22 protein-coding genes are annotated in these 23,450 nt (G+C 54.2%); 3 read left to right on the top strand and 19 right to left on the bottom strand.

Going from position 1 to position 23,450, the window contains the following annotated elements; genetic code table 11:
- Nucleotides 1–44: 44 nt before the first annotated feature.
- The 4 genes from FDW88_RS06935 to deoC all read right to left on the bottom strand — a co-directional run bounded on the left by FDW88_RS06935 (nt 45) and on the right by deoC (nt 3,763).
- Nucleotides 45–1,427: a sugar porter family MFS transporter gene (locus FDW88_RS06935; RefSeq protein ID WP_161959024.1), complete on the bottom strand. Its 1,383-nt coding sequence runs from the start codon at nt 1,425–1,427 to the stop codon at nt 45–47.
- A 121-nt stretch (nt 1,428–1,548) separates the two neighbouring features.
- A complete protein-coding gene (gene rbsD / locus FDW88_RS06940) occupies nt 1,549–2,049 on the bottom strand; it encodes a D-ribose pyranase (protein WP_115258378.1) in 501 nt (166 codons plus the stop codon).
- A 29-nt stretch (nt 2,050–2,078) separates the two neighbouring features.
- Nucleotides 2,079–2,990 (bottom strand): ribokinase, encoded by a 912-nt coding sequence (locus tag FDW88_RS06945; RefSeq protein ID WP_170974155.1) that lies wholly within the window; start codon nt 2,988–2,990, stop codon nt 2,079–2,081.
- A 71-nt stretch (nt 2,991–3,061) separates the two neighbouring features.
- Nucleotides 3,062–3,763 (bottom strand): deoxyribose-phosphate aldolase, encoded by a 702-nt coding sequence (gene deoC / locus FDW88_RS06950; protein ID WP_115258376.1) that lies wholly within the window; start codon nt 3,761–3,763, stop codon nt 3,062–3,064.
- A 241-nt stretch (nt 3,764–4,004) separates the two neighbouring features.
- On the opposite strand from deoC, the gene FDW88_RS06955 reads away from it, so the two are divergent.
- The gene (locus tag FDW88_RS06955; protein WP_161959026.1) at nt 4,005–4,895 is read left to right on the top strand and encodes an AraC family transcriptional regulator; all 891 of its coding nucleotides are present in this window, start codon (nt 4,005–4,007) and stop codon (nt 4,893–4,895) included.
- A 108-nt stretch (nt 4,896–5,003) separates the two neighbouring features.
- Entirely contained in the window at nt 5,004–5,930 is a 927-nt protein-coding gene (locus FDW88_RS06960; RefSeq protein WP_137362277.1) for an alpha/beta hydrolase, read from the top strand.
- A 42-nt stretch (nt 5,931–5,972) separates the two neighbouring features.
- Here the strand turns inward: FDW88_RS06960 and aldA are convergent, their stop codons facing one another.
- The 3 genes from aldA to hrpA form a co-directional block, all read right to left on the bottom strand.
- Nucleotides 5,973–7,412, bottom strand: coding sequence for an aldehyde dehydrogenase (aldA, locus tag FDW88_RS06965; RefSeq protein ID WP_115258373.1), 1,440 nt, complete (start codon nt 7,410–7,412; stop codon nt 5,973–5,975).
- A gap of 199 nt (nt 7,413–7,611) precedes the next feature.
- Nucleotides 7,612–8,409: a YdcF family protein gene (locus tag FDW88_RS06970; RefSeq protein ID WP_170974156.1), complete on the bottom strand. Its 798-nt coding sequence runs from the start codon at nt 8,407–8,409 to the stop codon at nt 7,612–7,614.
- 122 nt (nt 8,410–8,531) lie between these two features.
- Nucleotides 8,532–12,434: an ATP-dependent RNA helicase HrpA gene (hrpA, locus tag FDW88_RS06975; protein WP_137362279.1), complete on the bottom strand. Its 3,903-nt coding sequence runs from the start codon at nt 12,432–12,434 to the stop codon at nt 8,532–8,534.
- Between the two features lie 201 nt (nt 12,435–12,635).
- On the opposite strand from hrpA, the gene azoR reads away from it, so the two are divergent.
- The gene (gene azoR / locus FDW88_RS06980) at nt 12,636–13,241 is read left to right on the top strand and encodes an FMN-dependent NADH-azoreductase (protein WP_115258370.1); all 606 of its coding nucleotides are present in this window, start codon (nt 12,636–12,638) and stop codon (nt 13,239–13,241) included.
- Nucleotides 13,242–13,291: 50 nt separating this feature from the next.
- Here the strand turns inward: azoR and FDW88_RS06985 are convergent, their stop codons facing one another.
- From FDW88_RS06985 to FDW88_RS07040, 12 genes are all read right to left on the bottom strand, one after another.
- Complete coding sequence (locus FDW88_RS06985; protein WP_096756937.1) at nt 13,292–13,483, bottom strand: hypothetical protein; 192 nt, start codon at nt 13,481–13,483, stop codon at nt 13,292–13,294.
- Between the two features lie 83 nt (nt 13,484–13,566).
- A complete protein-coding gene (locus tag FDW88_RS06990) occupies nt 13,567–13,968 on the bottom strand; it encodes a hypothetical protein (protein ID WP_137362280.1) in 402 nt (133 codons plus the stop codon).
- Nucleotides 13,944–15,248, bottom strand: a complete 1,305-nt coding sequence (locus FDW88_RS06995; protein ID WP_137362281.1) for a phosphatase PAP2/dual specificity phosphatase family protein — start codon at nt 15,246–15,248, stop codon at nt 13,944–13,946. The genes FDW88_RS06990 and FDW88_RS06995 overlap by 25 nt, the downstream gene beginning before the upstream one ends.
- Entirely contained in the window at nt 15,238–16,998 is a 1,761-nt protein-coding gene (locus FDW88_RS07000) for a bifunctional alpha/beta hydrolase/class I SAM-dependent methyltransferase (protein WP_137362282.1), read from the bottom strand. The genes FDW88_RS06995 and FDW88_RS07000 overlap by 11 nt, the downstream gene beginning before the upstream one ends.
- On the bottom strand, nt 16,991–17,629 hold the full coding sequence (locus FDW88_RS07005) for a lysophospholipid acyltransferase family protein (RefSeq protein WP_370316940.1): 639 nt from the start codon (nt 17,627–17,629) through the stop codon (nt 16,991–16,993). Before FDW88_RS07005 ends, FDW88_RS07000 begins: the two co-directional genes overlap by 8 nt.
- 6 nt (nt 17,630–17,635) lie before the next feature.
- Nucleotides 17,636–18,553, bottom strand: coding sequence for a phosphatidate cytidylyltransferase (locus FDW88_RS07010; RefSeq protein ID WP_117342860.1), 918 nt, complete (start codon nt 18,551–18,553; stop codon nt 17,636–17,638).
- The gene (locus FDW88_RS07015; RefSeq protein ID WP_096756931.1) at nt 18,550–19,155 is read right to left on the bottom strand and encodes a CDP-alcohol phosphatidyltransferase family protein; all 606 of its coding nucleotides are present in this window, start codon (nt 19,153–19,155) and stop codon (nt 18,550–18,552) included. Before FDW88_RS07015 ends, FDW88_RS07010 begins: the two co-directional genes overlap by 4 nt.
- 106 nt (nt 19,156–19,261) lie before the next feature.
- A complete protein-coding gene (locus FDW88_RS07020) occupies nt 19,262–19,585 on the bottom strand; it encodes a YdbL family protein (protein WP_096756930.1) in 324 nt (107 codons plus the stop codon).
- Nucleotides 19,586–19,592: 7 nt separating this feature from the next.
- Nucleotides 19,593–19,784, bottom strand: coding sequence for a YnbE family lipoprotein (locus tag FDW88_RS07025; protein ID WP_003020350.1), 192 nt, complete (start codon nt 19,782–19,784; stop codon nt 19,593–19,595).
- The gene (locus FDW88_RS07030) at nt 19,781–22,420 is read right to left on the bottom strand and encodes a YdbH family protein (RefSeq protein WP_137362283.1); all 2,640 of its coding nucleotides are present in this window, start codon (nt 22,418–22,420) and stop codon (nt 19,781–19,783) included. The genes FDW88_RS07025 and FDW88_RS07030 overlap by 4 nt, the downstream gene beginning before the upstream one ends.
- Before the next feature lie 231 nt (nt 22,421–22,651).
- Entirely contained in the window at nt 22,652–22,987 is a 336-nt protein-coding gene (locus tag FDW88_RS07035) for a hypothetical protein (RefSeq protein WP_135911980.1), read from the bottom strand.
- Between the two features lie 10 nt (nt 22,988–22,997).
- On the bottom strand, nt 22,998–23,450 hold the full coding sequence (locus tag FDW88_RS07040) for a hypothetical protein (RefSeq protein WP_137362284.1): 453 nt from the start codon (nt 23,448–23,450) through the stop codon (nt 22,998–23,000).

Consider the following 23,450-nt stretch of genomic DNA (forward strand, 5'->3'; position numbering starts at 1 on the left):
ATGATGATATGTGTTGGCGGCGAGGATCACCTCGCCGCTGTTGTTTAGTGCAGCGCACGGCCTTTCACCACCGAACGCTCTCGCTGTGGTGCAGCACTCCGCTGTTTTTGCAACCAGAATTGTTCAATTTCTTCCAGCGATTTGCCTTTGGTTTCCGGCAACATCCGTTTGGTGATAATCAGTTGGATCAGACACATCACGGCAAAGAAATAGAATGTGTTGTTACCGCCAAAGGTGGCGAGCGTAAAAGGAAACAGCCAGACCACCAGGAAATTAAAGATCCACTGGGTAAAGGAGACCAGCGCCACCGCTTTGCTGCGGATCGCGTTAGGAAACATCTCCGAAACCAACGTCCAGAAAACCGGGCCGATACAGGCAGAAAAACAGGCGATATACGAGAACAAAAAGAACAGCGTCACCCCCGCTGGCAAGGCATGATGGAACGAGAAGCCGAGGAAAAACAGCGACACACCCATAATCAACGAGCCATAGAGATAAAGCGGGCGGCGCCCTACTCGATCAATTAACACCACGCCAACCACGGTGGCTGTCAGGTTAATAATGCCCATAAAGATATTGAAATAGAGCGCGGAGCTTATTGAGAACCCGGCAGCCATCATAATTTTCGGAGCATAATCGAGGGCGGCATTACAGCCGATCAACTGCACCAGCACAGCCAGAATCAGGCCTAGCATAATGCTGCTGCGCGCGTCTTTATGAAACAGCGTGCTGGACTGAGTAGCATGATGGGCCGCGAGGTTTTTCTCCACATCAGCGGTCATTCTTTGCGCTTCATCAGCAGAATAAAAACGTTGCAATATATTTAGCGCTTTTTGCTTTTGGCCTTTCAGGGTAAGCCAGCGTGGGCTCTCTGGGATAAACAGCAGCCCGACAAAGAATACGACCGCCGGGACAACGCCGGAAATAAACATCAACCGCCAGTTATTTTCCAGATCCTTAAGAAAATAGTTGGTCAGATAGGAAAGTAAAATACCCAGCATGATGCACAGTTGATATATCGCAGTCATCCGCCCACGCATGGAGGCAGGGGCCATTTCCGCGACATACATCGGCGACAAAACCGAAATCGCTCCCACGCTAATCCCACCCAGCAAGCGGTTCAGTATAAATGTGGTTTCATTCGTGGCGATGCCGGTGCCCACACAGGAAAGACCAAAGATAATGGCAGAAATAATTAAAACACGTTTGCGGCCAAATTTATTAGTGATATACCCCGAGCTGAACGAACCGATAATACAGCCAACTAATAATGAACTGACGCCCCAGCCAAGCTGGAGTTCATTCCAGTTAAAGTAAGTCTGAATAAAAGGAATAGCACCGGCAATAATCGCGATATCAAAGCCAAACATGATCCCGCCAAAAATAGCCGTGCAGCAGCTAAAGTACAAATAAAATGGATATTTCATCGTCACAATCCTTACCAGCATACGGGCTTAATGAGGAGAGAACATTGCCCATATCGCCTTGTCGTGTGCCTGCAATAATCCGCTAATGACCAGGCTGTTGCGAAACGCAACAGCCGCCACATTATTTAAGTTGTGGTACGTAATTTTCTTTAATCCGCTGACGGCGTGTTACGTAGGCGGGTAGCGGCTGCACGTTCGAACCCTCGGAAAACCAGGCGAAGGGGTCGGTACTGGCCACCAGCGCGAAATTGGCCCACGGGTTAAACGATCCCGAACGGATAATCACTTTGGCTTGGTGGGCAATCTCGCTGCACAGTCTTTCATGGCTGGCTTCGCTAAAGTCCGCGCCGGAACCAGTATAAATATCCTGTACCTGACGGTACAGATCCGGATTACAGTCGCGCACTTCGCGAGCGAACTGAATATCTTCGACAAAAACCTCCTGGCGCAGGACGCGGAGAATATCCGTCACGTCCGGGATACCTGGCCAAAAACCAAGATCGATACGGTTAGCGTTCGCCGGGATCGGGAAACCAGCATCGGTCACCAGAATAATATCGGTGTGGCCCAGGGTAGACAGCGCTGCTGCCAGTTGAGGATGTAGGATACGTTCAGGTCTCATTGTTATCTCTCCGAATGGAATTTTTATAATTAACAACCGAGAAAATCTTCAACGTCTTTGCGTGTTTTGTAGGAAGGGACCGTTTCCCAGTCACAGCAGCACAGTGCGGCGGTGGCATTGGCGAAATATGCGGCTTTATCAATAAGTTGACCTTCGCTTAAGGCAACTGCCAGCCCGGCGTTAAAGCTGTCACCCGCGCCGTTACTGTCCACCACGTCGACCTTGCAGGACGGGATTTCCAGGGTGTCGGTACGGGTAAACACCGCGCTACCGGCATCCCCCAGCGTCATCACCACATGGCTGCAGCCGGTTTCCAACAACAGATCGGCAATTTCACGGTTACTGCGCCCATCGTCCGGAGCCAGTCCTAGCGCAACGCGCGCTTCGGTTTCATTCGGCGTCAGGTAATCGATATGGCGAAGATTCACGCCGCGCAGGTCACAGGCGGGCGCCGGATTCAAAATGGTAATCTTTCCAAGCTGTTTGGCGAGTGTCAGGCCATAGAGTGCGGTTTCTAGCGGGATTTCCAGTTGTGCCAGCACAACTTTACTCTGCGCCATTTGCACTTGCGCTTCGTCCACCCGCGCCGGAGTGAAAAGCTTATTGGCCCCCATATCCACGACGATCACGTTACGGGCCTGATTATCTTTAATGATCAATCCAGCGCCGGTGGGCAGCTCGGGCGTTAAGGTCAGCGCCTCAATATTGACGCCTTCTTCACGCATTAACGCGACGAATTCATGGCCAAACGTATCGTCGCCGACCACACCTGCATAGGCCACGTGGGCTCCGAGTCGGGCCGCCTGTACGGCCATATCCGACCCCTTTCCACCCCAGGTCTGGCGGAAGTCGGTGCCGATTAATGTCTCGCCCGCCAGCGGAATACGTTCAGCCGTCATGACCAGCGCTTTGGCATAGCTACCAAGGATAAAAATACTCATCAGTCATTCTCCTTTTCACCTGACAATGGCATAACAATGCGCCATCGCAGCCAGGCTGCGATGGCCATACGTTAATAAGCGTTAATATCCCCTGTCAGACCTTTTACCAGTTCAGGTCCGGAACTGGTGCCGACCAGTTCCGCCCCGGCTTCGAACATCGTTTTCATTTTTTCCAGGGTATTGACCTTACCGGATACTTTTACCCGACACGGTAACTGAATATGGGCTTTGAGAAGCTGGACATCTTCTACCGTCGCTTCACACCCCCCCTTACCCCAACCGCTGGACTGCTTCACCCAGTCAATACCAGCTTCGAAAGCATAGCGTGTTGCTTTGATTTTCAATGCCTCTTCGGTAATAAATCCAAACTCCAGCATGGCTTTCACTTTCATACCGAGGTCATGGGCCACATGGGTCACGGTCTTCAACTCATCAAAATAGAGATCGTCCTGGCCGCCCAGCAAATAGCCAGGATTCGGCGGGAAGTCGAACTCATCCGCGCCCTGCTTCGCCAGTTCGCGCACCACCGCCACTTTCATTGCCGTCGTATCGTTAGCCATCGGGAAATTAACGGTCGTCGCCACGCGCACGCCGCTTCCTTTCAGTATCTCTTTTGCAAGAGCCACCCAGCAAGGTGCAATCATGGCGGCATCAAACTGGTACTGCATGCAGGTTTCCAGATGTTGAATCACCCCTTCACGCGTCAAATCCGGGTTGACGTTGGTGTACTGAATCGCCTTTGCGATCTGACGCGGGTCGTTAAAATCAATCATGGACAGCTCCTGTGTGGTAAGTAAAAAAATTGTAATAACACAGTGAAGATGACGTTACTTTAGCCGGGGCTGACGATAAGCGTGATGGGCAGGATTCCCTGAAACATGGATGAAATTTTCATGTCAATGAAAATGTGAGTGAGTTCAAAAATTGTTCATGTAAAAGGCATGCTGGCTGGGAAAAAGTGCCACCATGGTGAGTACAACGGACGCATCAAAAACACAATGCCAAAGGCCAGCCATGCCCACGCAAAAACAACGGACCCGCATAATTGCCAACTGGTATCGTGGCTCCGATGAGTTTTCACCCTTGATTAACTATCGAATTTTACGCGCCGGCCATATAGATACTGCCGCAGATTTCCGCGTTCATCGCCAGTCGGTCGTCGGCCATGAGTTGATCTTTTGCCTGCGCGGTGCGGGTTTTATTCGTATTGAGGATCGGTTATATCCAGTGAGTCAGGGGCAACTGGCCTGGCTGCCAGTACGCTGGCCGCACGAGCATTTCCCCGATAAAGGCGACCCATGGGAGATCCTCTGGCTGCGAATAGAGGGATCGAAATTGAATAATATCATGCAGATAATGGATGTCCCTCAGCGCCCAGTATTCCAGTTTGCGGATCCAGAAAAAGTTGTTGAGATTTATCACCATATTTTTGCTCGTATGAACAGCTACACCCTTGTGACCGACGCTTACTGCGATATGCTGTGCAGCCAGCTGATTTTTACTCTGCTGGAAAACCGGAGCCACGACGCCGCGCAGTCACAGGTGATCACCCATCGGGGGCTGGGCAAACTGCTGTACCAAATCCACAGTCATTACAACGATGAGTGGGATATCGAAAAGTTTATGCATTATTGTCAGGTGAGTAAGTCGCAGCTTTTTCGCTTGTTCCAGGCGACGTTTAATCAAAGCCCGCTCAAATGGCTGAAGAATTATCGTCTGTCCCAGGCACGACGCTTACTGGTGGAAACTCAGGAAAGTATCAGCCGAATTGCGGTTCAGGTGGGATACAACGATCCGCTGCATTTCTCCCGGGATTTTCATCGTGCGGTAGGTCTGTCACCCAGTGCATTTCGCAAACAGGAACAGCTGGAGGGTGCCCACGCGTCCAGGCATGAGGTGGAATAACGTATACCCCTTTTTATTTCTCGCGAATTCAAGACGTTGTGAATCGTTCCCCGTTTTCAATGTATTAATTATGTTATAGCTACCCTTTGCCACTGAGGGAGCAACGTAATGGAAGCACTGAGCCATGAAACATTAGAGAATATGATGGCGCAAGCCGTTGCCCACGCGACCACCTACCCGATATGGCCGCAGGGCGAAGCCCCCGGAGCAAAAAATAGCGATGCGGTATTTACGCCTGAACCCCGGCACACCGGAACGTCAGACTACGACCGCGCGGTAACCGGCATTCGCGCCCCTGAAATTACCGTCTACGCCCCCGCCAAACCGAACGGCGTGGGGATCCTGGTCACCCCTGGCGGTTCTTATCGTCGCGTTGTGATGGATAAAGAAGGCAGCGCGCTGGCACCGTTCTTTACCGCGCGTGGCTATACCCTGTTTGTGATGACCTATCGCATGCCGGGAGACGGTCACGAGGAAGCATCAAACGCACCGCTGGCCGATGCCCAGCGCGCCATCCGCTACATTCGCGCCAACGCACAGCAGTGGAAAATCGATCCGCTCCGTCTCGGCGTACTGGGGTTTTCCTCCGGGGGGCACGTCGCCGCCAGCCTGGGAACCCGCTTTGCAGAATCGGTGTATGCGCCGATGGATAGCATTGATGAACAGCCCACTCGCCCTGCGTTCATGGCGCTGGTTTATCCGGTGATTAGCCTGCGGGAAGGTGTCGCCCATCCGGGCTCACGTCTTGAGCTGGTTGGCGCCGCGCCCGCAGAGCAAGACATTCACCACTACTCCCTGGAAGAAAGAGCGGATGACACCACGCCGCCCGCCTTCCTGCTGCATGCGATTGACGATCCAGCGGTCAAAGTCGAGAACAGCCTGGTCTTGTTTACTGCGCTGCGCAAGCTCGGCGTACCGGTTGAAATGCATCTGTTTGAACGGGGCAAGCACGGGTTCGGCATTCGCGATACGCAAGGACTGCCGCTGGCCATCTGGCCGGAGATGATGATGAACTGGATAGCCAGCAAGGTGTAATGATTATGCCGGGTAGGTCGCTAAACCAACCCGGCAAAAATATCAGGATTGCAGATAAACCACCTGCGTTTGCAGGTACTCGTTCAGACCGTGCTTGCCATCTGCCCCGCCGATACCGGACTTGCGCCAGCCTGCGTGGAAGCCCTGCATCGCTTCGAAGTTTTCACGGTTGATATAGGTTTCGCCGAATTTCAGCCCTTTAATCGCCTTCATCGCCGTGTTCAGGTTTTGCGTGTAAATCGATGAGGTCAGACCGTAGTCGCTGTCGTTAGCCATCGCAATCGCCTCATCCAGGGCGTCAAACGACACCACTGGCAGCACCGGTCCAAAGGTTTCTTCGTGCATAATCGCCATCTCCTGGCGCACATCCAGCAATAACGTTGGCGGGTAGTAATATCCTTTCCCCTCAACCGCTTTGCCCCCCAGCACCACGCGGGCCCCTTCCTGCACCGCACGCGCAACTTTCTGCTCCACACGCTCCCGCGCCGCGGCGTTAATCAACGGCCCCATCGCAATGTCCTTACGTTCCGCAGGATTGCCAAACTGCACCGCTTTCATCGCCTCGCCCAGGCGATTAACAAACTGATCGTAAATCCCCTTCTGGACGTACACGCGCTCGGCGCAGTTACACACCTGCCCGGTATTAATCACGCGGGAATCGACAATCGCCTTCACGGCCAGCTCGAGGTCCGCATCATCCATCACGATAGCCGGGGCTTTACCGCCCAACTCCAGGCACACTTTGGTGATATTTTTCGCCGCCGCTGTCATAATTTTCTCACCGGCCACTACGCTGCCGGTCATGCTGACCATCGCCACTTTCGGGTTCCCGGCCAACTCCTGACCCACCGTTTCTCCCCGTCCGAGCACCAGGTTAAACACCCCGCGCGGCAGGCCGATGTCATCGACAATTTTGGCAAAAGCGATAGCGTTGTTCGGCGTAAACTCGCTTGGCTTAATGACAATGGTATTCCCGGTCAGCAAGGCGGGAGCCAGCTTACGGGCGATCAAGAAAAACGGGAAGTTCCACGGCAGAATGCCCGTGGTTACGCCAAGGGCGCGTTTAAACAGCAGGATGTTCTCGCCCGGACGATCGCTTTGTAGGATCTCACCTTCATAGCGGCGAGCCCACTCGGCCATGTAATCGATATAGTCGGCGGTAAACGCGACTTCAACATCCGCCAGTTGCTGGATTTTGCCGCCTTCCGCCACGATAAGCGCGCTAATTTCACCGGCTCGCTCACGGATCCCGGCGGAAATCTTGCGTAGCCAGCTGGCGCGTTCAATGGCGGGCAGCGCCTCCCACTCAGGCTGGGCGCGATGCGCTGCGTCAATCGCTTTGCGCGCATCCTCAGCACGTCCATCAGGAATACGGGAAATGACCTCTTCCGTCGCCGGATTGACGACATCAATCCAGGCGTCATCGTGCCAGGTCACAAACTGCCCATCGATATACATAGGATGTTGTACGGGTACTGACATGCGTTGCTCCTGTGATTGATTTGTTTTTAACAAGTAAAACTATTGTTAATTAATATCAATCATGCATAACACATTGCCACTGCGATGGTGGTTCTGTGAGCCGCTTCATAAAAGCGTCAAGCAACGTCGTGGTGACGAGAAAAAACCGGCGGGATGAATGCCCGTTTGCACAAAAAAAGCGACAAACGGGCAGCAGAGATTACAGAGAGCGGCTGTTCAGGAAGTCAATCAGCGCGGCATCGCGTTGCAGATGTAACCCTGCTTGTTCGACGATCGGCGGAATATCCACATGCGTAATAAAATCGCGACCACGGGGTCCATAGCCAGTTTCATCATCACGCAGACGCGGAAGCTCACCGGTAATAAGAGACAGGTAGCGGTCCACCGACCACAGACCTTCAGCGGTTGGCGCGAAATCCACGCCGTCGCCCTGTAGCGTTAACGCAGGGACAAAACCAGGGAAGCTGAGCCAGCGCGGCGCCTGCGGATCGTCACGCGTGACGCGCTCAAAAGTCGCCATGGTGCGGCGCTGCATGGTGGGGTCCTGCACCACAATCACGGTTTCCATGGTCTGGGTTGCCTGACGCAGTAACGCACAGCTAAAGCGGGCATTCTCCCCACAGTTGGTGGATTGGTCCTCCACCCAAATCGTCTCACCGGGAATGTGCCAGAACTGGTGCGCGATATCGGCAAGGATCGCCGCTTCTGCGCGTCCGGCGGTACGCAGGGTGTTATAGCGTGGGTGCTGCGCGATGGCGGCGTACAGAAAGGTCGTGGAATGACCGATACCACCGCTAATCAGCAACGGAACCTGTTGTTCTTTCGCTATCCGACAGGCCGCGTCGATGGTCGGGATCACCGCATTCCCGGCCAGAATCACGCAATCAGCCTGAACTGTGATATTTTCGGCGAAATCATTCTGCGCCAACCATTGCCCCACGGTGTTAATCGCCGTAAGGGTGCTGGCGGAGAGTGGCGGAAACTGTCTCATGTTCATGACTCCTGGTGTTTATTCTTTACCGGGTTCAGTAAGCCTGATAAGTGCAGCGCCATCAGGCACTGCACCGTATCTCGCCGGATGGCGGCGTCGCCTTATCCGGCCTACAGCCCCACCACGCGTTAACCCGTAATCTGATCCATCGCCTGCAGGATACGCTTATCCGAAATCGGATACGGCGTACCAAGCTGCTGGGCAAAGTAGCTGACTCGCAGTTCTTCTATCATCCAGCGGATCTCTTTGACATCGTCATCTTCGCGACGCGCGGGCGGCAGTTTATTGAACCACTGCTGCCAGGCCTGCTGCACGCTGTCCACTTTCAGCATCTGCGCACGATCGCGGTGCGGATCGATGGCCAGTTTCTCCAGACGTTTCTCGATAGCCTGCAAATAACGCAGCGTATCGCCCAAGCGTTTGAAGCCGTTGCCGGTAACGAATCCACGGTAGACCAGTCCGCCCATTTGCGCTTTGATATCCGAAAGCCCCAGCGCCATGGTCATGTCCACGCGGCCTTTCAGACGTTTGTTAATATTGAACACCGCTGTCAGGATCTGTTCGACCTGCTTGGCAATCTCCACCACGGTGTCGTTCAGTTCGGCGCGCACTTTTTCGTGCAGCGCCGCAAAGCCCTCTTCCGTCCACACCGGGCCGCCGTTGGCGTCGATTAATCGATCCACACCACAAGAAATACAGTCATCAATCAAATCCAGCACTTTGCCGTACGGGTTAAAGTACAGCCCCAACTTGGCTTTATTCGGCAACTTCTCGTGCAGATACTTGATGGGCGACGGAATATTCAGCAGCAGCAGACGGCGTAACCCGCTCCACATAGCCTGCTGTTGTTCCAGCGGATTATCAAACAATTTGATAGCCACGCTGTCGCGTTCATCCACCAGCGCGGGCCACGCTTTGACTTTATAGTTACCGCGTTTTTGCTCGTAGCTTTCCGGCAACTGGCCGAAGCTCCAGATGTGCAGCCCGCTCTGTTCGATGCCGTCATCCGCCACCGCCGACAGCGTTTCCTGCACTTTGCCTTTCAGCGTGTCTTTCAACGCCTGCAGCGAACGACCTTCCTGCAGCTTCTTGTTTTTATCATCCACCACCCTGAAGGTGATTTTCAGGTGATCGGGCACCTGATCCCAGTGCCAGTCGTCGCGGTCAACGGTAACGCCAGTCATCCGGCGCAGTTCGCGCTCCAGCGAGTCCAGCAACGGCAGTTCCAGCGGCGTTACGCGGCCTAAAAACGCTTCCGCATAGTTTGGCGCTGGCACAAAGTTGCGTCGCACCGGCTTCGGCAGCGATTTAATCAAGGCGATCACCAGTTCACGACGCAGCCCCGGAATTTGCCATTCAAACCCGGACTCTTCGACCTGGTTTAACAGCGGCAGCGGAATATGTACGGTGACACCGTCGGCGTCAGCGCCGGGTTCAAACTGATAGCTCAGTCGTAGCTTGAGATTGCCCTGATGCCAGAAGTTCGGGTAATCCAGCTTGCTGATTTTTTCCGCGCCCTCTTTGATGAGCATGCTCTTTTCAAAGTTGAGCAGGTCCGGCGTTTCACGGCTGACCTTTTTCCACCAGCTATCAAAATGGCGGGCAGAAACCACATCATGGCTGATGCGCTGGTCGTAAAATTCAAACAGCGTTTCATCATCGACCAGGATATCGCGGCGGCGTGATTTGTGTTCTAACTCTTCCACTTCCGCCCGCAGCTTCAGGTTGTCGCGGAAAAACGCATGCCGGGTCTGCCAGTCGCCTTCCACCAGCGCGTGACGGATAAACAGTTCGCGTGACAGCGCAGGGTCTATCAGGCTGTAGTTGACCTTACGCGCCGCGACAATCGGCAGCCCGTAGACAGTGACTTTTTCTGTCGCCATCACCGCACCCTGCGCGCGCTCCCAGTGCGGTTCACTGTACGAGCGTTTGATCAAATGCTGGGCAACCGGCTCCACCCACTCAGGGTCAATACGCGCGGCAATACGTCCCCACAGTCGGCTGGTTTCCACCAGTTCTGCCACCATCGTCCACTTCGGCGGTTTTTTGAACAAACCGGAGCCGGGGAAGATCGAAAAACGAGCGTTACGCGCGCCGGTAAATTCCTGCTTATCGGCATCTTTCATCCCGATATGCGACAGTAAACCGGTCAGCAGCGCGACGTGGATCTCCCGATACTCAGCAGGCTCGCTGTTAACCGGGATCCCTAACTCTTTCACCACCTGACGTAGCTGGGTGTAAACATCCTGCCATTCACGCACGCGCAGATAGTTGAGGAAATCGAGTTTACACTGGCGGCGGAACTGATTCGACGACAGCGCTTTTTGCTGCTCGCCAAGGTAATTCCACAAGTTCACAAAGGCGAGGAAGTCGGACTCTTTGTCGTGGAATCGACGGTGTTTTTCGTCAGACGCCTGCTGTTTGTCCATCGGACGCTCACGCGGATCCTGAATGGACAGCGCCGAGGTAATAATCATCGCCTCACGCACGCAGCCATGCTTCTGCGCTTCCAGCACCATCCGCGCCAGACGCGGATCCACCGGTAACTGACTGAGCTGGCGGCCCAACGGCGTGAGTTTATATGCGGTTTGCTGTTCATCAGTGGTGATTGCGCCCAGCTCTTCCAGCAGGCGCACACCGTCCTGAATATTGCGTTTATCCGGCGCTTCCACGAACGGGAACGCGGCGATATCGCCCAGCCCCAGCGCGGTCATTTGCAAAATGACGGAGGCCAGGTTGGTACGCAAAATTTCCGGATCGGTAAATTCCGGGCGCGACAGGAAGTCGTCTTCGGAATACAAACGAATACAGATCCCTTCCGATACGCGTCCGCAGCGGCCTTTACGCTGGTTGGCGGAGGCCTGCGATACCTGTTCAATGGGCAAGCGCTGAACTTTGGTGCGGAAGCTATAGCGGCTGATACGCGCGGTACCCGGGTCAATGACGTATTTGATCCCCGGCACGGTCAGTGAGGTTTCCGCCACGTTGGTCGCCAGCACAATACGGCGTCCGCTGTGCGACTGAAACACGCGGTTCTGCTCGCTGTTGGAGAGACGCGCATACAACGGCAACACTTCGGTGTGGCGTAAATCCAGCTTATTCAGCGCATCGGCTGTGTCGCGGATCTCACGCTCGCCACTCATGAAGATCAGAATATCCCCCTGGCTTTCACGTCCCAGTTCATCCACCGCGTCAAAAATCGCCTGCAGCTGATCGCGCTCGGTGTCGTCCGCATCTTCAACAATCGGACGGTAGCGCACTTCCACCGGGTACGTTCGACCGGAGACTTCGATAATTGGCGCGTTATTGAAATGCTTTGAAAAACGCTCAGGGTCGATGGTCGCCGAGGTGATAATGACTTTCAGATCCGGGCGACGCGGCAGCAGCTCTTTCAGATAGCCGAGCAGAAAATCGATGTTCAGGCTGCGCTCGTGGGCTTCATCGATGATGATGGTGTCGTACTGCATCAGCATGCGATCCTGCTGGATCTCCGCCAGCAGGATACCGTCCGTCATCAGCTTAACCATGGTGTTATCACTAACATGGTCGCTGAAACGCACTTTATACCCGATGCAGCCGCCCGGCTCAGTTTGCAGCTCTTCGGCGATACGGTTAGCTACGGTACGCGCCGCCAGTCGACGCGGCTGGGTATGGCCGATAAGCCCCTTCACCCCACGCCCCAGCTCCATACAGATTTTCGGTAACTGGGTGGTTTTACCGGAGCCGGTTTCCCCGGCAACAATCACCACCTGATGGTCGCGAACCGCGTCCAGGATGTCTTGTTTTTTCTGGCTAACAGGCAAGTTTTCCGGGTAGGTAATGTCCGGTCGTGCCGCTTCACGCAGCACAACTTTACCGGCAGCCTGTTCAATCTCTTTTGCCATCTCCTGGTAAATGGCCTGTTGTGCATCAGGATTTTTAACCTTCTTCACGCCGTGCAGGCGGCGGGAGAAACGCTGTTTGTCGCGCAGCATCAGTGATTCCAGCTGCTGCTGTAGCATGTTGAAGGTTATTTTTTGTTGTTCTGTCATAGCGTTAGAGGGCAGTGCTCTGCCGGGTTAAATCTCTTTAAGATGATAGGTATAGAGTACCACATCGGCGCTTTTCATGTGTTGTTCAATAATTTCGAACATAGGATTCGATATATTGCGCTATCACTGCGGCAGGATTGTGAATAAAGTGTCAACAAGCAACGGGGCACATCCCCTTCAAACACATAAAAGGAAACACCCATGAGCAAGGTATTAGTTCTTAAATCCAGTATTCTGGCAGGGTACTCTCAGTCTGGTCAGTTGTCTGATTATTTTGTTGAACAGTGGCGTGAAAAGCACTCTGCTGACGACATCACCATCCGTGACCTGGCGGCAAATCCTGTTCCGGTACTGGACGGCGAACTGGTAGGTGCAATGCGCCCGAGCGATACGCCGCTGACGCCGCGTCAACAGGAAGCACTGGCGCTGTCTGATGAGCTGATTGCTGAGCTGAAAGCCCATGACGTGATTGTGATCGCCGCGCCGATGTATAACTTCAACATCCCTACGCAGTTGAAAAACTATTTCGACCTGATTGCGCGTGCTGGCGTAACCTTCCGTTACACCGAGAAAGGGCCGGAAGGTCTGGTGACCGGTAAACGTGCAGTTATTGTCACCAGCCGTGGCGGTATCCATAAAGATACGCCGACTGACCTGGTTACCCCATATCTGTCGACCTTCCTGGGCTTTATCGGCATCACCGATGTGAACTTCGTGTTCGCAGAAGGTATCGCGTACGGTCCGGAAGTGGCGACCAAAGCACAGTCTGACGCCAAAGCCGCCATCGATAGCGTCGTCGCTGCCTGATAATTCACCCTCTCACCATCTGGTGGGAGGGTTTTTAACCCACACCAATTTTACTTCTTTGCCCGCATCCGCATCTGCTTGCCGTGAATACGATTGATATCACGCCAGATTATCGAATACTCCCGGCATTTCGCCAGATTCTCTTCCCAGCAATGGCACAAAAATTGTTCAGGCTCCGCAACATCCCGGCTTAACAGTTTGAACAGCCAACGATTCCAGACATACCACTTGAGAAGCCACATGTTTTCACTCCAGGAGACGCAGGAGAGGGAATATATCAGCATCAACACCGTGTAGTGTGGCAACTATTGCGCTGCCGAAAACGCTACACCAGCATCATCAACCAGGCCGCCCACAGCGCAGCAACCCAATAAAGCGTACGCCGAAACTGCGCCAATGCCCCCGCCTGGCGCTCGGTCAGGCTCAGCGTCTTCAGCTTGTCGCGCTGCCAGATGGCATAGAGTGTCTCTCCGGCCTGCACGTTGTTTTGCACATTGAGCAGCGAAAAGTAGCGGGCATCAAGCCACAGGCGCCAGCAGCCAAACCAGACAATGGCGCACAACAGCGCGATAACTGCACGTAGCCCCCCCGACGGTGCGACAACGATCGCCCACACCATGGGTGGGACGCTAAAAAGCAGGATGAAACGCCAGCTTTCCAGCGTGTGTCGTAGCAAATCGCGGTGCAGCGCTTCATTATTCGTTACGCCGTCACTTTCTGTTGCCATTGCTGCAGCCTCTCCAGATGTTTATCCGTCAGCACCACCTGCGCCCGACGTTCGCGAATATACGCCACCGCCTGCTCAACGGTTGCCACATGGCCGCATTGCAACAACCACGCCGCAACCACCATCGCACTGCGCGACAGCCCCAGCGCGCAGTGTACCAGTACGGTCCCCTGCTCTTTATGTAGCGTTTCCAGCCGGTCTACCGCCTGTTGTAACTCGGCGTCGCTCGGGATCACCAGATCCAGCATCGGGACGCAAGCGTAGGCGCGCATAGAAGTAGCATGCCCGCGCGCAAACTCAAAGGTCAGGTCAAGTACCGCGTTTTGTTCAGGTATGCGGCGTGGAAAACTACCGAGATAGACGCCAGCGGTAATGTTGCTCAGCGGTGGCAGACGGCGGGTAAATCCGCGCATCGACAGCCACATACCTACTCGCCAGGGCAGCGTCAGCCCGTACACGGCAGGCGGCAGTCGCCCTTGTTCATCTTTGCCCGTGGTCGCCGCGCCGAATCCGCCGTAGCCATAGCTCACCATCAGCAACGATACAGCAGGCCACAGCAGCCAGGGCGTTAGCCATACGCTGGCAATAGTGCATAACGCGGCACCCGACAAATAACGACGCATCAGCCTTAAGCGCGCCGCATCCGGTTTGCGCCAACACCAGCAACGCTTTTCCGGCACCATCCAGTCAATCAGCATGCCTGCCGCCAGCCCGGTAATGATATCGATAAAATGATGCTGCCAGGTGGTGAGTACCGACACGGCGATCAGCAAGAACCAACCGTCACATAACCTGCGCCAACCCCCACTGAGGTGATGACTGAAATGCCGCCACAGCAGCCAGCAGAGAATAATATGCAGCGACGGGGACTGGTTATACGGCAAGTCGAACTGTTCAAGCTGAGCAAACAGCCAGCCTGCCGCGCCGCTGACCTCCGGGCGCGTAAAGCTAAACTGGAGTGGAAACAGCAAAAAACCGACGCAGGCAATCACCGACGCCAGGAACAGACGCAGCACCAGCCGCCGCTGCTCAACGCGCGTGGTGCAGACAAACAGTGACAATCCGTAAAACAGATCCAGACTCCAGTACGGCAGAATAGTCCACGGAAGAAAGGGAATGGCGGACTCCCAGCCAAACACGATGCTGCCCACATTGTCATGCTGCGTGTCCTGCCAGGCAGTAAACTGATTGACCTTGCCATAGGTAAGAAAGAAAAAAGGCGCCAGCAGCATTAGCCAGCCCACCGCCTGTACCATCACCTTACGGCGTTCAGCCCCCACGGCGCACCGCCAGCGAGACAGTGAAAATCCCCCACTCATCAATCAGCTGCGTGCACTTATCAAACCCGGCTTCACGCACCAGCGCATCCATTTCCCCTTGCGTACGCACGCGCATCACCCAGGCTTTGCCGTCTTTGTGGCTGGTCAACGACCAGGCGATGGTTTTTAACTGCGGATGCCAGGGCTGCCCGGTGTAGATCAGCACGCCTCCAGGGGCAATCGCGTCAGCCAGCCCGGCGAGCGAATTACGTACCAGCGTATTTTCAGGGAAGAGTTCATATAACCCAGAAACAATACCTAATGTGGGACGCGGTTCCAGCGACGCCAGCTGTTCGCGGTTGAAGGCATCGCCCTGCTCGAAGCGGGCAATTTCAGCCATACCGCGGCTGGCGATCATCTCACTGCCTTTCTTAACATTCAGTTCGCTGTAATCGCGCAGCAAAATCGAGTTGACCGCCGCTTCGCCTTCCAGTGCGTCGAGTACATAGCGCCCGTGTCCGGCCGCGATATCCACTACATGCACTGCGGTTCCTTGCTCTGCCAGTTGCGCCACCGCCTGGCGGATCAGCATCTGCAAATGAACCTTGCGCTGGCGAATCCCCTTCCAGCCCACGCTGTTCAGGTAGTTTTTGTCAATCAGCCGACCCAGCGCGCTGCTGCCCTGAGGCTGGTTGCGATAGACATAATCCAACGTACTACCCGAATCAAAACCGGTCTCAAACCCCAGACGCACGCCCGTTGATTGCGTCCCGAGTAATTTCATCCCATAGCGCAGGCCACGATAGGCAATATCGTCAAGCGAATACGGCGCAGGTCCGCCACTAAGCAGCCGCCAGCTATCTGCTCCGGGGCTCCAGCGGTCTTCATTACGGTAGTCAAAGCGCTGCGGCGGCATCGCGTACAGCGTGTCGATAAAATCACGCATTTTGTCGAACGCCAGATGCCGGTCTTTTTCACCCAGTGTGTCGTGATAAAAGCCCGGCAACACGTGCAGTTCCTTGAGTGGGCTTCTGAGGCGTTGGTAAAAATCAATTTGCGGCTGGCGATGGACCACAAAATCATCCCCGGAAACCAACAGCTGTACAGGCAGAGTAATGGCGCTGGCATCGCTGACAATACGCTCCGCCGTTTTATAGAGATCGAGCAGGATGTTCACCGCAATCGCCCGGGTGATCTGTTTATCCTGGTTAAAACTCGCCACGCGCTCAGGATCGTGCGTCAGGTATTTGCCCTTGACGTAGGAGTTGACGAAAAACAGGCCGCGCAGGCGATGCATTAAGGCCAGCCCCGGACGGGCAAACGGTACGTACAGTTTGACTTTGAACGCCGGGGACGCCAGCACCAGCCCACGAATGGAAGGCGCATAATCATGAGCCCAGGTCGCTGCCAGCACTGCACCCACGCTTTGCGCCACCACCACCACATCTTCCATTGCAGCCTGGCTGTCAGCAGCGGCAAAGCGCACGAACTCGTCGACATCCTGCACCGAACGTGCCAGCGACGGGCTATATCCGCGCTGTCCTGGCGACTGCCCGTGACCGCGCGCATCCCAGGCATAGAACGCGGTGTCCGGCATCGCAAGCTCATCGACAATGTGTTGCAAACGCCCGGAATGTTCGTGTCCGCGATGAAACAGGACAATCACTTTTGGCGCAGGAGCTGCTGCTAATGCCGGCCAGTGGCGGAAAAACAGCGCGGTGTTGTCGCTGGTCAAAAATGGACGTTCATCGGGCACTCGAATGTTAGTCATGAGGGTGCGGTCCTGTAGTTTGTTGCTGTAGCAGCACCAGCTGCTGTCTGAGATCGTCCATAAAAACGCGTTTATCGCTCTGCGCGACCAACGGTCTGCCAATGTTGACGTCAATAAACAGCGGCAGAGGAATACGATTCCCCTTCGCCATCACATGCTCCGTTCCGCGCAGCCAGACGGGAATAATCGGTACCGACGGCATACGCTGACTGAGGTGCCAGATGCCGGATTTCAGTGGTGCCAGTATTCCCGGTTCGCCGCGGGTACCTTCAGGGAAAAGGATCAAGATCTTGCCGTCGCGTAAGGCCTGTTCACACTGTGCCAGCGGGTCAGCTTCGCCGCCCTTACGCGTAATCGGAATAATGTTGAGAATATTAAGCGCAAACCAGGCCATCCATTTATTACGCAGAAAATAGTCAGCGGCGGCCACCGGATGGATGGCCCCCTGACGGCGCAGCGCAAACAGCGACAGCAGCGCAAAAACATCCATATGACTGTTGTGATTTGCGACCACAATCGCCGGCCCCTGCTGCGGCAAGCGATCCCGGTGCCTGACGCGCAGCCCAAGCCACAGCCAAATTACCGGCCAGACGATGCACAGCGTAAACAGCGTTCGTAGCAATGTGTTGATCATACGTTAATAGTAAAAATAGCGAATGAAGTGGAAAAATACCGGGGCGGTGAAGATCAGCGAGTCCAGCCGGTCGAGAATACCGCCGTGACCTGGCAGCAGTGTACCGCTGTCTTTCACGCCAATATCGCGCTTAATGGCCGACATCACCACATCGCCACAGAAACCGCTGATGCCGATAATAAGCCCTGCCAGCATCGCCATCGGGATGCTTAACGGTGTCATGAGCGGGCCCAGCACCGCCGCCGCAAGCGTGGTGGTTGCCACACCGCCAACCAGTCCCGCCAGGGTCTTATTGGGGCTGATCTTAGGGATCACCTTGATACGGCCCATTGATTTTCCCCACAGGTACTGGGCAATGTCGTTGAATTCCGTTAAGCCGACGAGGAACAGCACCAGCAGTGCCCCGGTCTGCTTGCCGTCATCGGGCAGCACCAACAAAAATGCCACGTGACTGAACGCAAACACGGTGGTCATCAAGCTCCAGTGATGCTGGGAGGCGTAGCGTAAAAATCCCTGCGTATCGCCAGCAATCACCATACGCACCGGCAAGAATAAGAACGCATACACCGGAATAAACACCACGAACATGCCGTACCAGTTGATACCAATCAGCCAGTAGTTAATGGGGATCGCAATAAACATCCACAACAGCGGCATACGGTCGGTCTGGCGCGACGGGGCCAGCGTTAAAAACTCTTTTAACGCCATAAAGCTCACCAGCGCGAAGAAGGTCAACGCCAGCCAGGGCGGGCTTAAGATAGCCAGTGAAAACAGTACAATGATCACCCACCAGGTGCGAATACGCAGCGTCAGCTCACGCCAGTCTTTACCCGGCCGACGCCACACCAGCAGACCGTTTGCCAGTGTCGCTATCACAAGCAGGGCAAAAATCACCGCCAGCGACTTTTCCAGCAGCATCATTTCGCCCCCTCGTCACGTAATGCGCTCTTACAGCGGTTAACGATAGTCCACAGCAGCAATAGCGTGGCAATGCCCCAAATAACGTTATTCCACTGCGCCACCTGCGGCCACAGCGCCAGCACCAGCCCCCATGTACCGAACACCAGTGCCCTGTCGCTTTTGCCGAACGGTCCGGCATAGCTGCGCACGCCATTGATGGTTTGCGCCAGCACACCGCAGAATTCCGTCATCAAAGCACAAAACAGCATAACCAGTACCAGCAGCGCATTACTGCCGGAAAGCAGCATAAACGGCAGATACAACGCGAGATCGGAGAGAATATCCCCGGTTTCATTGAGAATAGCGCCCAAGCGGGATTGTTGGTTACATTCACGCGCCAGCATGCCGTCCAGCGCATTGAGCGCCATGCGTATAAATAAAACGATGGGTAAAAGAATGAAAAGTTTAGGTTCGGGGAAGATAAACAGCACAGCACCAGTGATAAAAGAAAGCGCCATCGCGGCCAGTGTGACGTGATTGGCGGTGACGCTTTTTTTATCTAACCAGAACATGAGCGGGCGTAAAAGCGCCTGGAAAGCAGGCTTTATCTGATAAAGCGTCATCATCACTCCTTGATAATTTATTGATTCAATTATAGTGGATTAATTAACCATTACCTGCCTGATACTGGCCATTATTTCAAAATGAGATTTAATAAACATATGTTGATTACTTTTTCAACCACTTCCCGTTAATGCCCTGGACGTACTCCCCCGGTTTAGCGCGCGCCACCAGTTTTTGTCCGGCCATTTTTGCCACTTCATCAACAGGAATATTGTTACTCTCAGCCAGTTGCTGGTAGCTGGCGCTACGCGCCTTGTTTATCTCACTCACCAGCGTCTGGGTCTCAGCATCGGTTTGCAATGCCACAAGGTAGCCATTGAGCGTTTCACCCACCCGCCCCTGGGTTCTGGCTTCATTCAGGGTCAGCGCAAACGCATTGGCGCTCAGTAAACTCAGGAGCAACAGGGTCACTTTAAGCGTTTTTTTCATCGTCACCTCAGAATAAATCACTGCGTGATTTCAACAGGCTCTCGACGTCTTTATCGACTTTAATATGGATCTCATGCTCGATTTTGACGTTCATATTGATGGTGATGGGCTCTTTCGGCGCCGCGACTTCAATACGCGGGGTGCAACCTACCAGCAAAGATGACGCCAGCAGTCCCAGCATGGCCGCAATAGTTTTCATTGTTGTTCCTCACATTCCTTGCCTTCCAGGCAATGGGTTTCTGGCAGCGCTGCATTTTGCTCAAGCCATGCCTGTAAATTGTCGCCAAAACGCAAACTGCGCCATAACGTAAAGACGTTTTCTTCATGGGTGTAATTCAAATTCACCGTCCCGACTTTGCCATCTACCCGGCTATTGCCGGTGACGGCTGCCTGCATGGTTAATACGCCAAGGTTATCAAGATTTATTTTCGTCCAGGAATGGGTGATTTCCATATAACGCAGCCAGTTTATCGCCGCACCGGCCGCCATATTGTCTTTGACCACCGCATCCGCCGTGTCTTTATCGATGCGCAACGTCATCGGCCCAGGGTTGGTCAACCAGCCGTCTTTGATAATCCATTTTTCATTGTTTAACCAGAGCGGCAATGCGCCGCTGACCGGCCCGGACATGGCAAACTGTTTGGGATTAACCGCGCTAATCAACTCGCTGGACGAGATATTCTGCACCCGCACTAATGCCGGATCGTGTTGTGGCATACGCAGTTGCTGCATCACTACCTTGCCGCCCAGCAAATCGGCGCTAACATCGCTCAACAGTAAGGGATTATCTTCGCTCCAGGGATAGCCGCCTTGCAGATCCGCGGTGATATTTTTCACCGTGACCTGGTTCACCACCTCTGCAATACGCAATGAAATCGGCCCGCGCGTGCCCAGTTGCCATGCTCCTTCGCTAAAACGAAACGGCAGCACAAAATCGACGCCATTAATCTGGTTGTCGGGCATCCAGGCGCTACCGCCTTTTAATACGCCATGACCGCCTGCCTCAAAGCCTTGTTCTGCGGCGGCGGAGAAGGCAACCTGAGCATACAGTTCGCCTTCGCGCAGGTTCATCTTCCAGTCCGGTGGCACCAGCGGCTGAAATACAGTGAGCGACTGTTTTGGCCACCAGGCCTGACCACGCAAGCGGATCCCGTCCCAGCGACCGTTCAACTGGACCGGGCCAATGGCGCCAGCATGCAGTTGGCCTTTGAACTGGAATATCGTCGGGTCGCTCCCTTCTACGCTGAACTTCAGGGTTGAAGGCGGCAGAGTACTGCCACCGGAGAAGGTGGTTTTCCCGGCGTCCAGCGACAGCGCCCCGCTAAACGTGGGCTGGGTCGGGTCTCGCACCCACATGATCGGCTCATCCATCACCAGACGCGGATTTTCCACCAGCATGGTGCCGTATTGCAGATGGTCAAATCCGGTAGAAAGGTCAAACAGTTTGACGGTGTTGTCGTGCCATTCCCCCTTGCCTGCCACGTCCCAGCGAGCGTGCATCGGGGTAAAACTGCCCTCGCCCCAGTACCGCCACTGCCAGCGACCGGCGTCAGGCAGGAAATCATTAGCCAGACCATCAAGATGCAGCTCAAAACCGCCCATCTGGTTTTCATGGGCGCGTAAAATAGCCTGTAACCGCCCATCCACCCCGCGTTGGGTCACCTTGACACCGGCCAACGGCCAGCGAATTTCGTCTATATCCAGCGAGTCGATAATCCGACCACGAGAACGTAACAGGGCGCCGGGTTCAAAAGCCAGCTGCGGATCGCTCAGACTGCCGCTGAGCGTCGCGGGTAACATCGCATAAAAGATCAGATCACCCTGCTTCGCCTCGCCGGTTAGCTGTAACGGCATGTCGCTGTTGTCCATGCCAAGCGTGCCGGGACCAAAGGTTAACACCGCATTACCCTTGCCTGCATCACCCTGCGTCAGAATGTTCAAACGCCCGCTGACTACCGCGTTTTCCACACCGGCCTGCCAGTTTTCGACGTTTAAGCCTAAACGACCGCTTAACGGGAAGCCCTGATAGGGCCAGTTCCAGCGCCCGTCGCTCACCGTCAGCCGCTGGCGGGTGATTTCCCACGGCAGATCCAGCAACGGATCTGCATTGTCCCGCGCCATCACGATCAGCTGTCCGCTGTTTTCTCGCCATTCCAGCTCTGCATCCACAAGCGTTGGCTCCTGCGGCAGGCTTAGGGTGGCAACCGCGTGACCGCCCACCGGCAGTCCGTCGGGCACCAGCGGCATCGTAAACTCCCCGACCAGCTTCACCGGTGGTTGCTCTTCAAAAGCCGCCACAGACAGTTCGTTGACCGTCAGATTTTGTCCGTGCAGACGTCCCTGAAATTTAACCTTTTCGCCCTGATAACTGACTTGCTGGATGGCAGGCGTCAGCGAAAGTGACAGTTTGCCCTGCCACTCCTGCCACGGAGAAAGAATAAGCTTATCGATGTTAATCCAGGTGTTGGGCAGCATGGATTGCCATTCTGCCAGCGTTTTCGGCGCGGCGGGCGATGGCTCCGTCTGCGGCAGTTTAGCCAGGCAAGCGGAATCCAGTTCAATACTGCCGACGTTCAGCAACCAGCGGCTGGGGTGGGATAAATCCGCCTCGGTGATACGCGCGAGTGGACAATCATCCACCAAATAGCGGAGTTCGGGAATATGCAGCCCATGTCGGGTAAGCCGTGGACTCTCGTCCAGCGCAATGCGCGTACCGACAGGCAACCAGATGCCCGCCAGTGTAGGAACCCACAAGCCCAACGTCATCAATAACGTCAGCGGCACAAGGGTCAATAATAAGAGTAGAGCCAATACGGCTTTATATTTACCCTTCATGGGTAGTTAATATCCTGATTTAGCGAAAATTTAAGCCGGTTTCGGCGTCTATTGTGACATGTTTAGATAAACATGCCCACCTTAAGAATAGATGCCATTGAAATATATGTAATATTTATAGGTTGTGGGTAATAAAAAATAGTGGTCTCTCAGTGAGATACCCCTGTACCACGTCCGTCAGTGACGCAGAAAACCGACTGTTTTTTCTCCCTATTCGCCCTATACCGTGCCTCATTTCTGGTGAAAGGCAATGCCCAATAATTTGTCGAGAACAATATTAACCAGCGAAATAGCAATCTTCTCAACCTGAGCTCTTGCTGTAATTGCCGCCGTGTTTTTATATTGTCGCAGCAGTTGATCTCTGGCGTAGAGCAACGCCTCCAGTTCACTGTCACTCAGTTTTCCCTGCCCACGAAGACGCAGCCAGTACGCAATTTTCTTACCTGTATCGTTTATTACCTCATCCATATCTTTTGCTGCCGAGAGCAAGAGCGCTTTCAGCTGTTCTTTAATAGATTCAGCAACCTCATTTTTAATCGCATTCATGGCATCATCAATATCTGACATTTTTCATCCCCTATTTTACAACAGACCCCACGCGGGAACTTTCTCCCCGAATGGCCAGATCGTAGCTCAACTTAACTACATCAATTTTTTCGTTCACATAGACGACGCTAAATAATTTTTTATCCTTCATCGCCATTCGGCAATCACTCTCAAAGACATTATCGAGGTAATGAATAGCCCGTACACGTGAGTCATCATGTTTGCCTGCAGCATATTCGGTCGCCTCACGGAACTTGAGGTCCCCGGTTTCGCAGGTAGCCTTTACCTTAGCTTCATCAAAGGTATTCCCGGGTTTAGCGGTATTATCTTCGAGAAATTTAAGGTGGAACGCCTTCAAATTTGTGAAGTTCTGGTACGCTCCTGCATCGTAGTGTGAAACGAATAAGGCACAGCCACTCAGTAAAAGGAAAGTACAAAACATCAGCCGGGCAGCGGATTTAAGCACCAAATTAGATCGTTTCAT

The sequence above is a fragment of the Citrobacter sp. wls829 genome (genome assembly GCF_005280825.1).
In the GTDB taxonomy this organism is placed as follows: Bacteria; Pseudomonadota; Gammaproteobacteria; order Enterobacterales; family Enterobacteriaceae; genus Citrobacter; species Citrobacter gillenii.

What these genes read in the sequence shown, in the direction of transcription:
- FDW88_RS07000 (WP_137362282.1), bottom strand. Translation starts at nt 16,998, where the DNA reads ATGACTAACATTCGAGTGCCCGATGAACGTCCATTTTTGACCAGCGAC.
- FDW88_RS06990 (WP_137362280.1), bottom strand. Translation starts at nt 13,968, where the DNA reads ATGGCAACAGAAAGTGACGGCGTAACGAATAATGAAGCGCTGCACCGC.
- FDW88_RS06945 (WP_170974155.1), bottom strand. Translation starts at nt 2,990, where the DNA reads ATGAGTATTTTTATCCTTGGTAGCTATGCCAAAGCGCTGGTCATGACG.
- FDW88_RS07020 (WP_096756930.1), bottom strand. Translation starts at nt 19,585, where the DNA reads ATGAAAAAAACGCTTAAAGTGACCCTGTTGCTCCTGAGTTTACTGAGC.
- azoR (WP_115258370.1), top strand. Translation starts at nt 12,636, where the DNA reads ATGAGCAAGGTATTAGTTCTTAAATCCAGTATTCTGGCAGGGTACTCT.
- FDW88_RS06985 (WP_096756937.1), bottom strand. Translation starts at nt 13,483, where the DNA reads ATGTGGCTTCTCAAGTGGTATGTCTGGAATCGTTGGCTGTTCAAACTG.
- rbsD (WP_115258378.1), bottom strand. Translation starts at nt 2,049, where the DNA reads ATGAGACCTGAACGTATCCTACATCCTCAACTGGCAGCAGCGCTGTCT.
- aldA (WP_115258373.1), bottom strand. Translation starts at nt 7,412, where the DNA reads ATGTCAGTACCCGTACAACATCCTATGTATATCGATGGGCAGTTTGTG.
- FDW88_RS06970 (WP_170974156.1), bottom strand. Translation starts at nt 8,409, where the DNA reads ATGAACATGAGACAGTTTCCGCCACTCTCCGCCAGCACCCTTACGGCG.
- FDW88_RS07010 (WP_117342860.1), bottom strand. Translation starts at nt 18,553, where the DNA reads ATGATGCTGCTGGAAAAGTCGCTGGCGGTGATTTTTGCCCTGCTTGTG.
- FDW88_RS07025 (WP_003020350.1), bottom strand. Translation starts at nt 19,784, where the DNA reads ATGAAAACTATTGCGGCCATGCTGGGACTGCTGGCGTCATCTTTGCTG.
- FDW88_RS07030 (WP_137362283.1), bottom strand. Translation starts at nt 22,420, where the DNA reads ATGAAGGGTAAATATAAAGCCGTATTGGCTCTACTCTTATTATTGACC.
- deoC (WP_115258376.1), bottom strand. Translation starts at nt 3,763, where the DNA reads ATGATTGATTTTAACGACCCGCGTCAGATCGCAAAGGCGATTCAGTAC.
- FDW88_RS07035 (WP_135911980.1), bottom strand. Translation starts at nt 22,987, where the DNA reads ATGTCAGATATTGATGATGCCATGAATGCGATTAAAAATGAGGTTGCT.
- FDW88_RS06955 (WP_161959026.1), top strand. Translation starts at nt 4,005, where the DNA reads ATGCCCACGCAAAAACAACGGACCCGCATAATTGCCAACTGGTATCGT.
- FDW88_RS07040 (WP_137362284.1), bottom strand. Translation starts at nt 23,450, where the DNA reads ATGAAACGATCTAATTTGGTGCTTAAATCCGCTGCCCGGCTGATGTTT.
- FDW88_RS07015 (WP_096756931.1), bottom strand. Translation starts at nt 19,155, where the DNA reads ATGACGCTTTATCAGATAAAGCCTGCTTTCCAGGCGCTTTTACGCCCG.
- FDW88_RS06960 (WP_137362277.1), top strand. Translation starts at nt 5,004, where the DNA reads ATGGAAGCACTGAGCCATGAAACATTAGAGAATATGATGGCGCAAGCC.
- hrpA (WP_137362279.1), bottom strand. Translation starts at nt 12,434, where the DNA reads ATGACAGAACAACAAAAAATAACCTTCAACATGCTACAGCAGCAGCTG.
- FDW88_RS06935 (WP_161959024.1), bottom strand. Translation starts at nt 1,427, where the DNA reads ATGAAATATCCATTTTATTTGTACTTTAGCTGCTGCACGGCTATTTTT.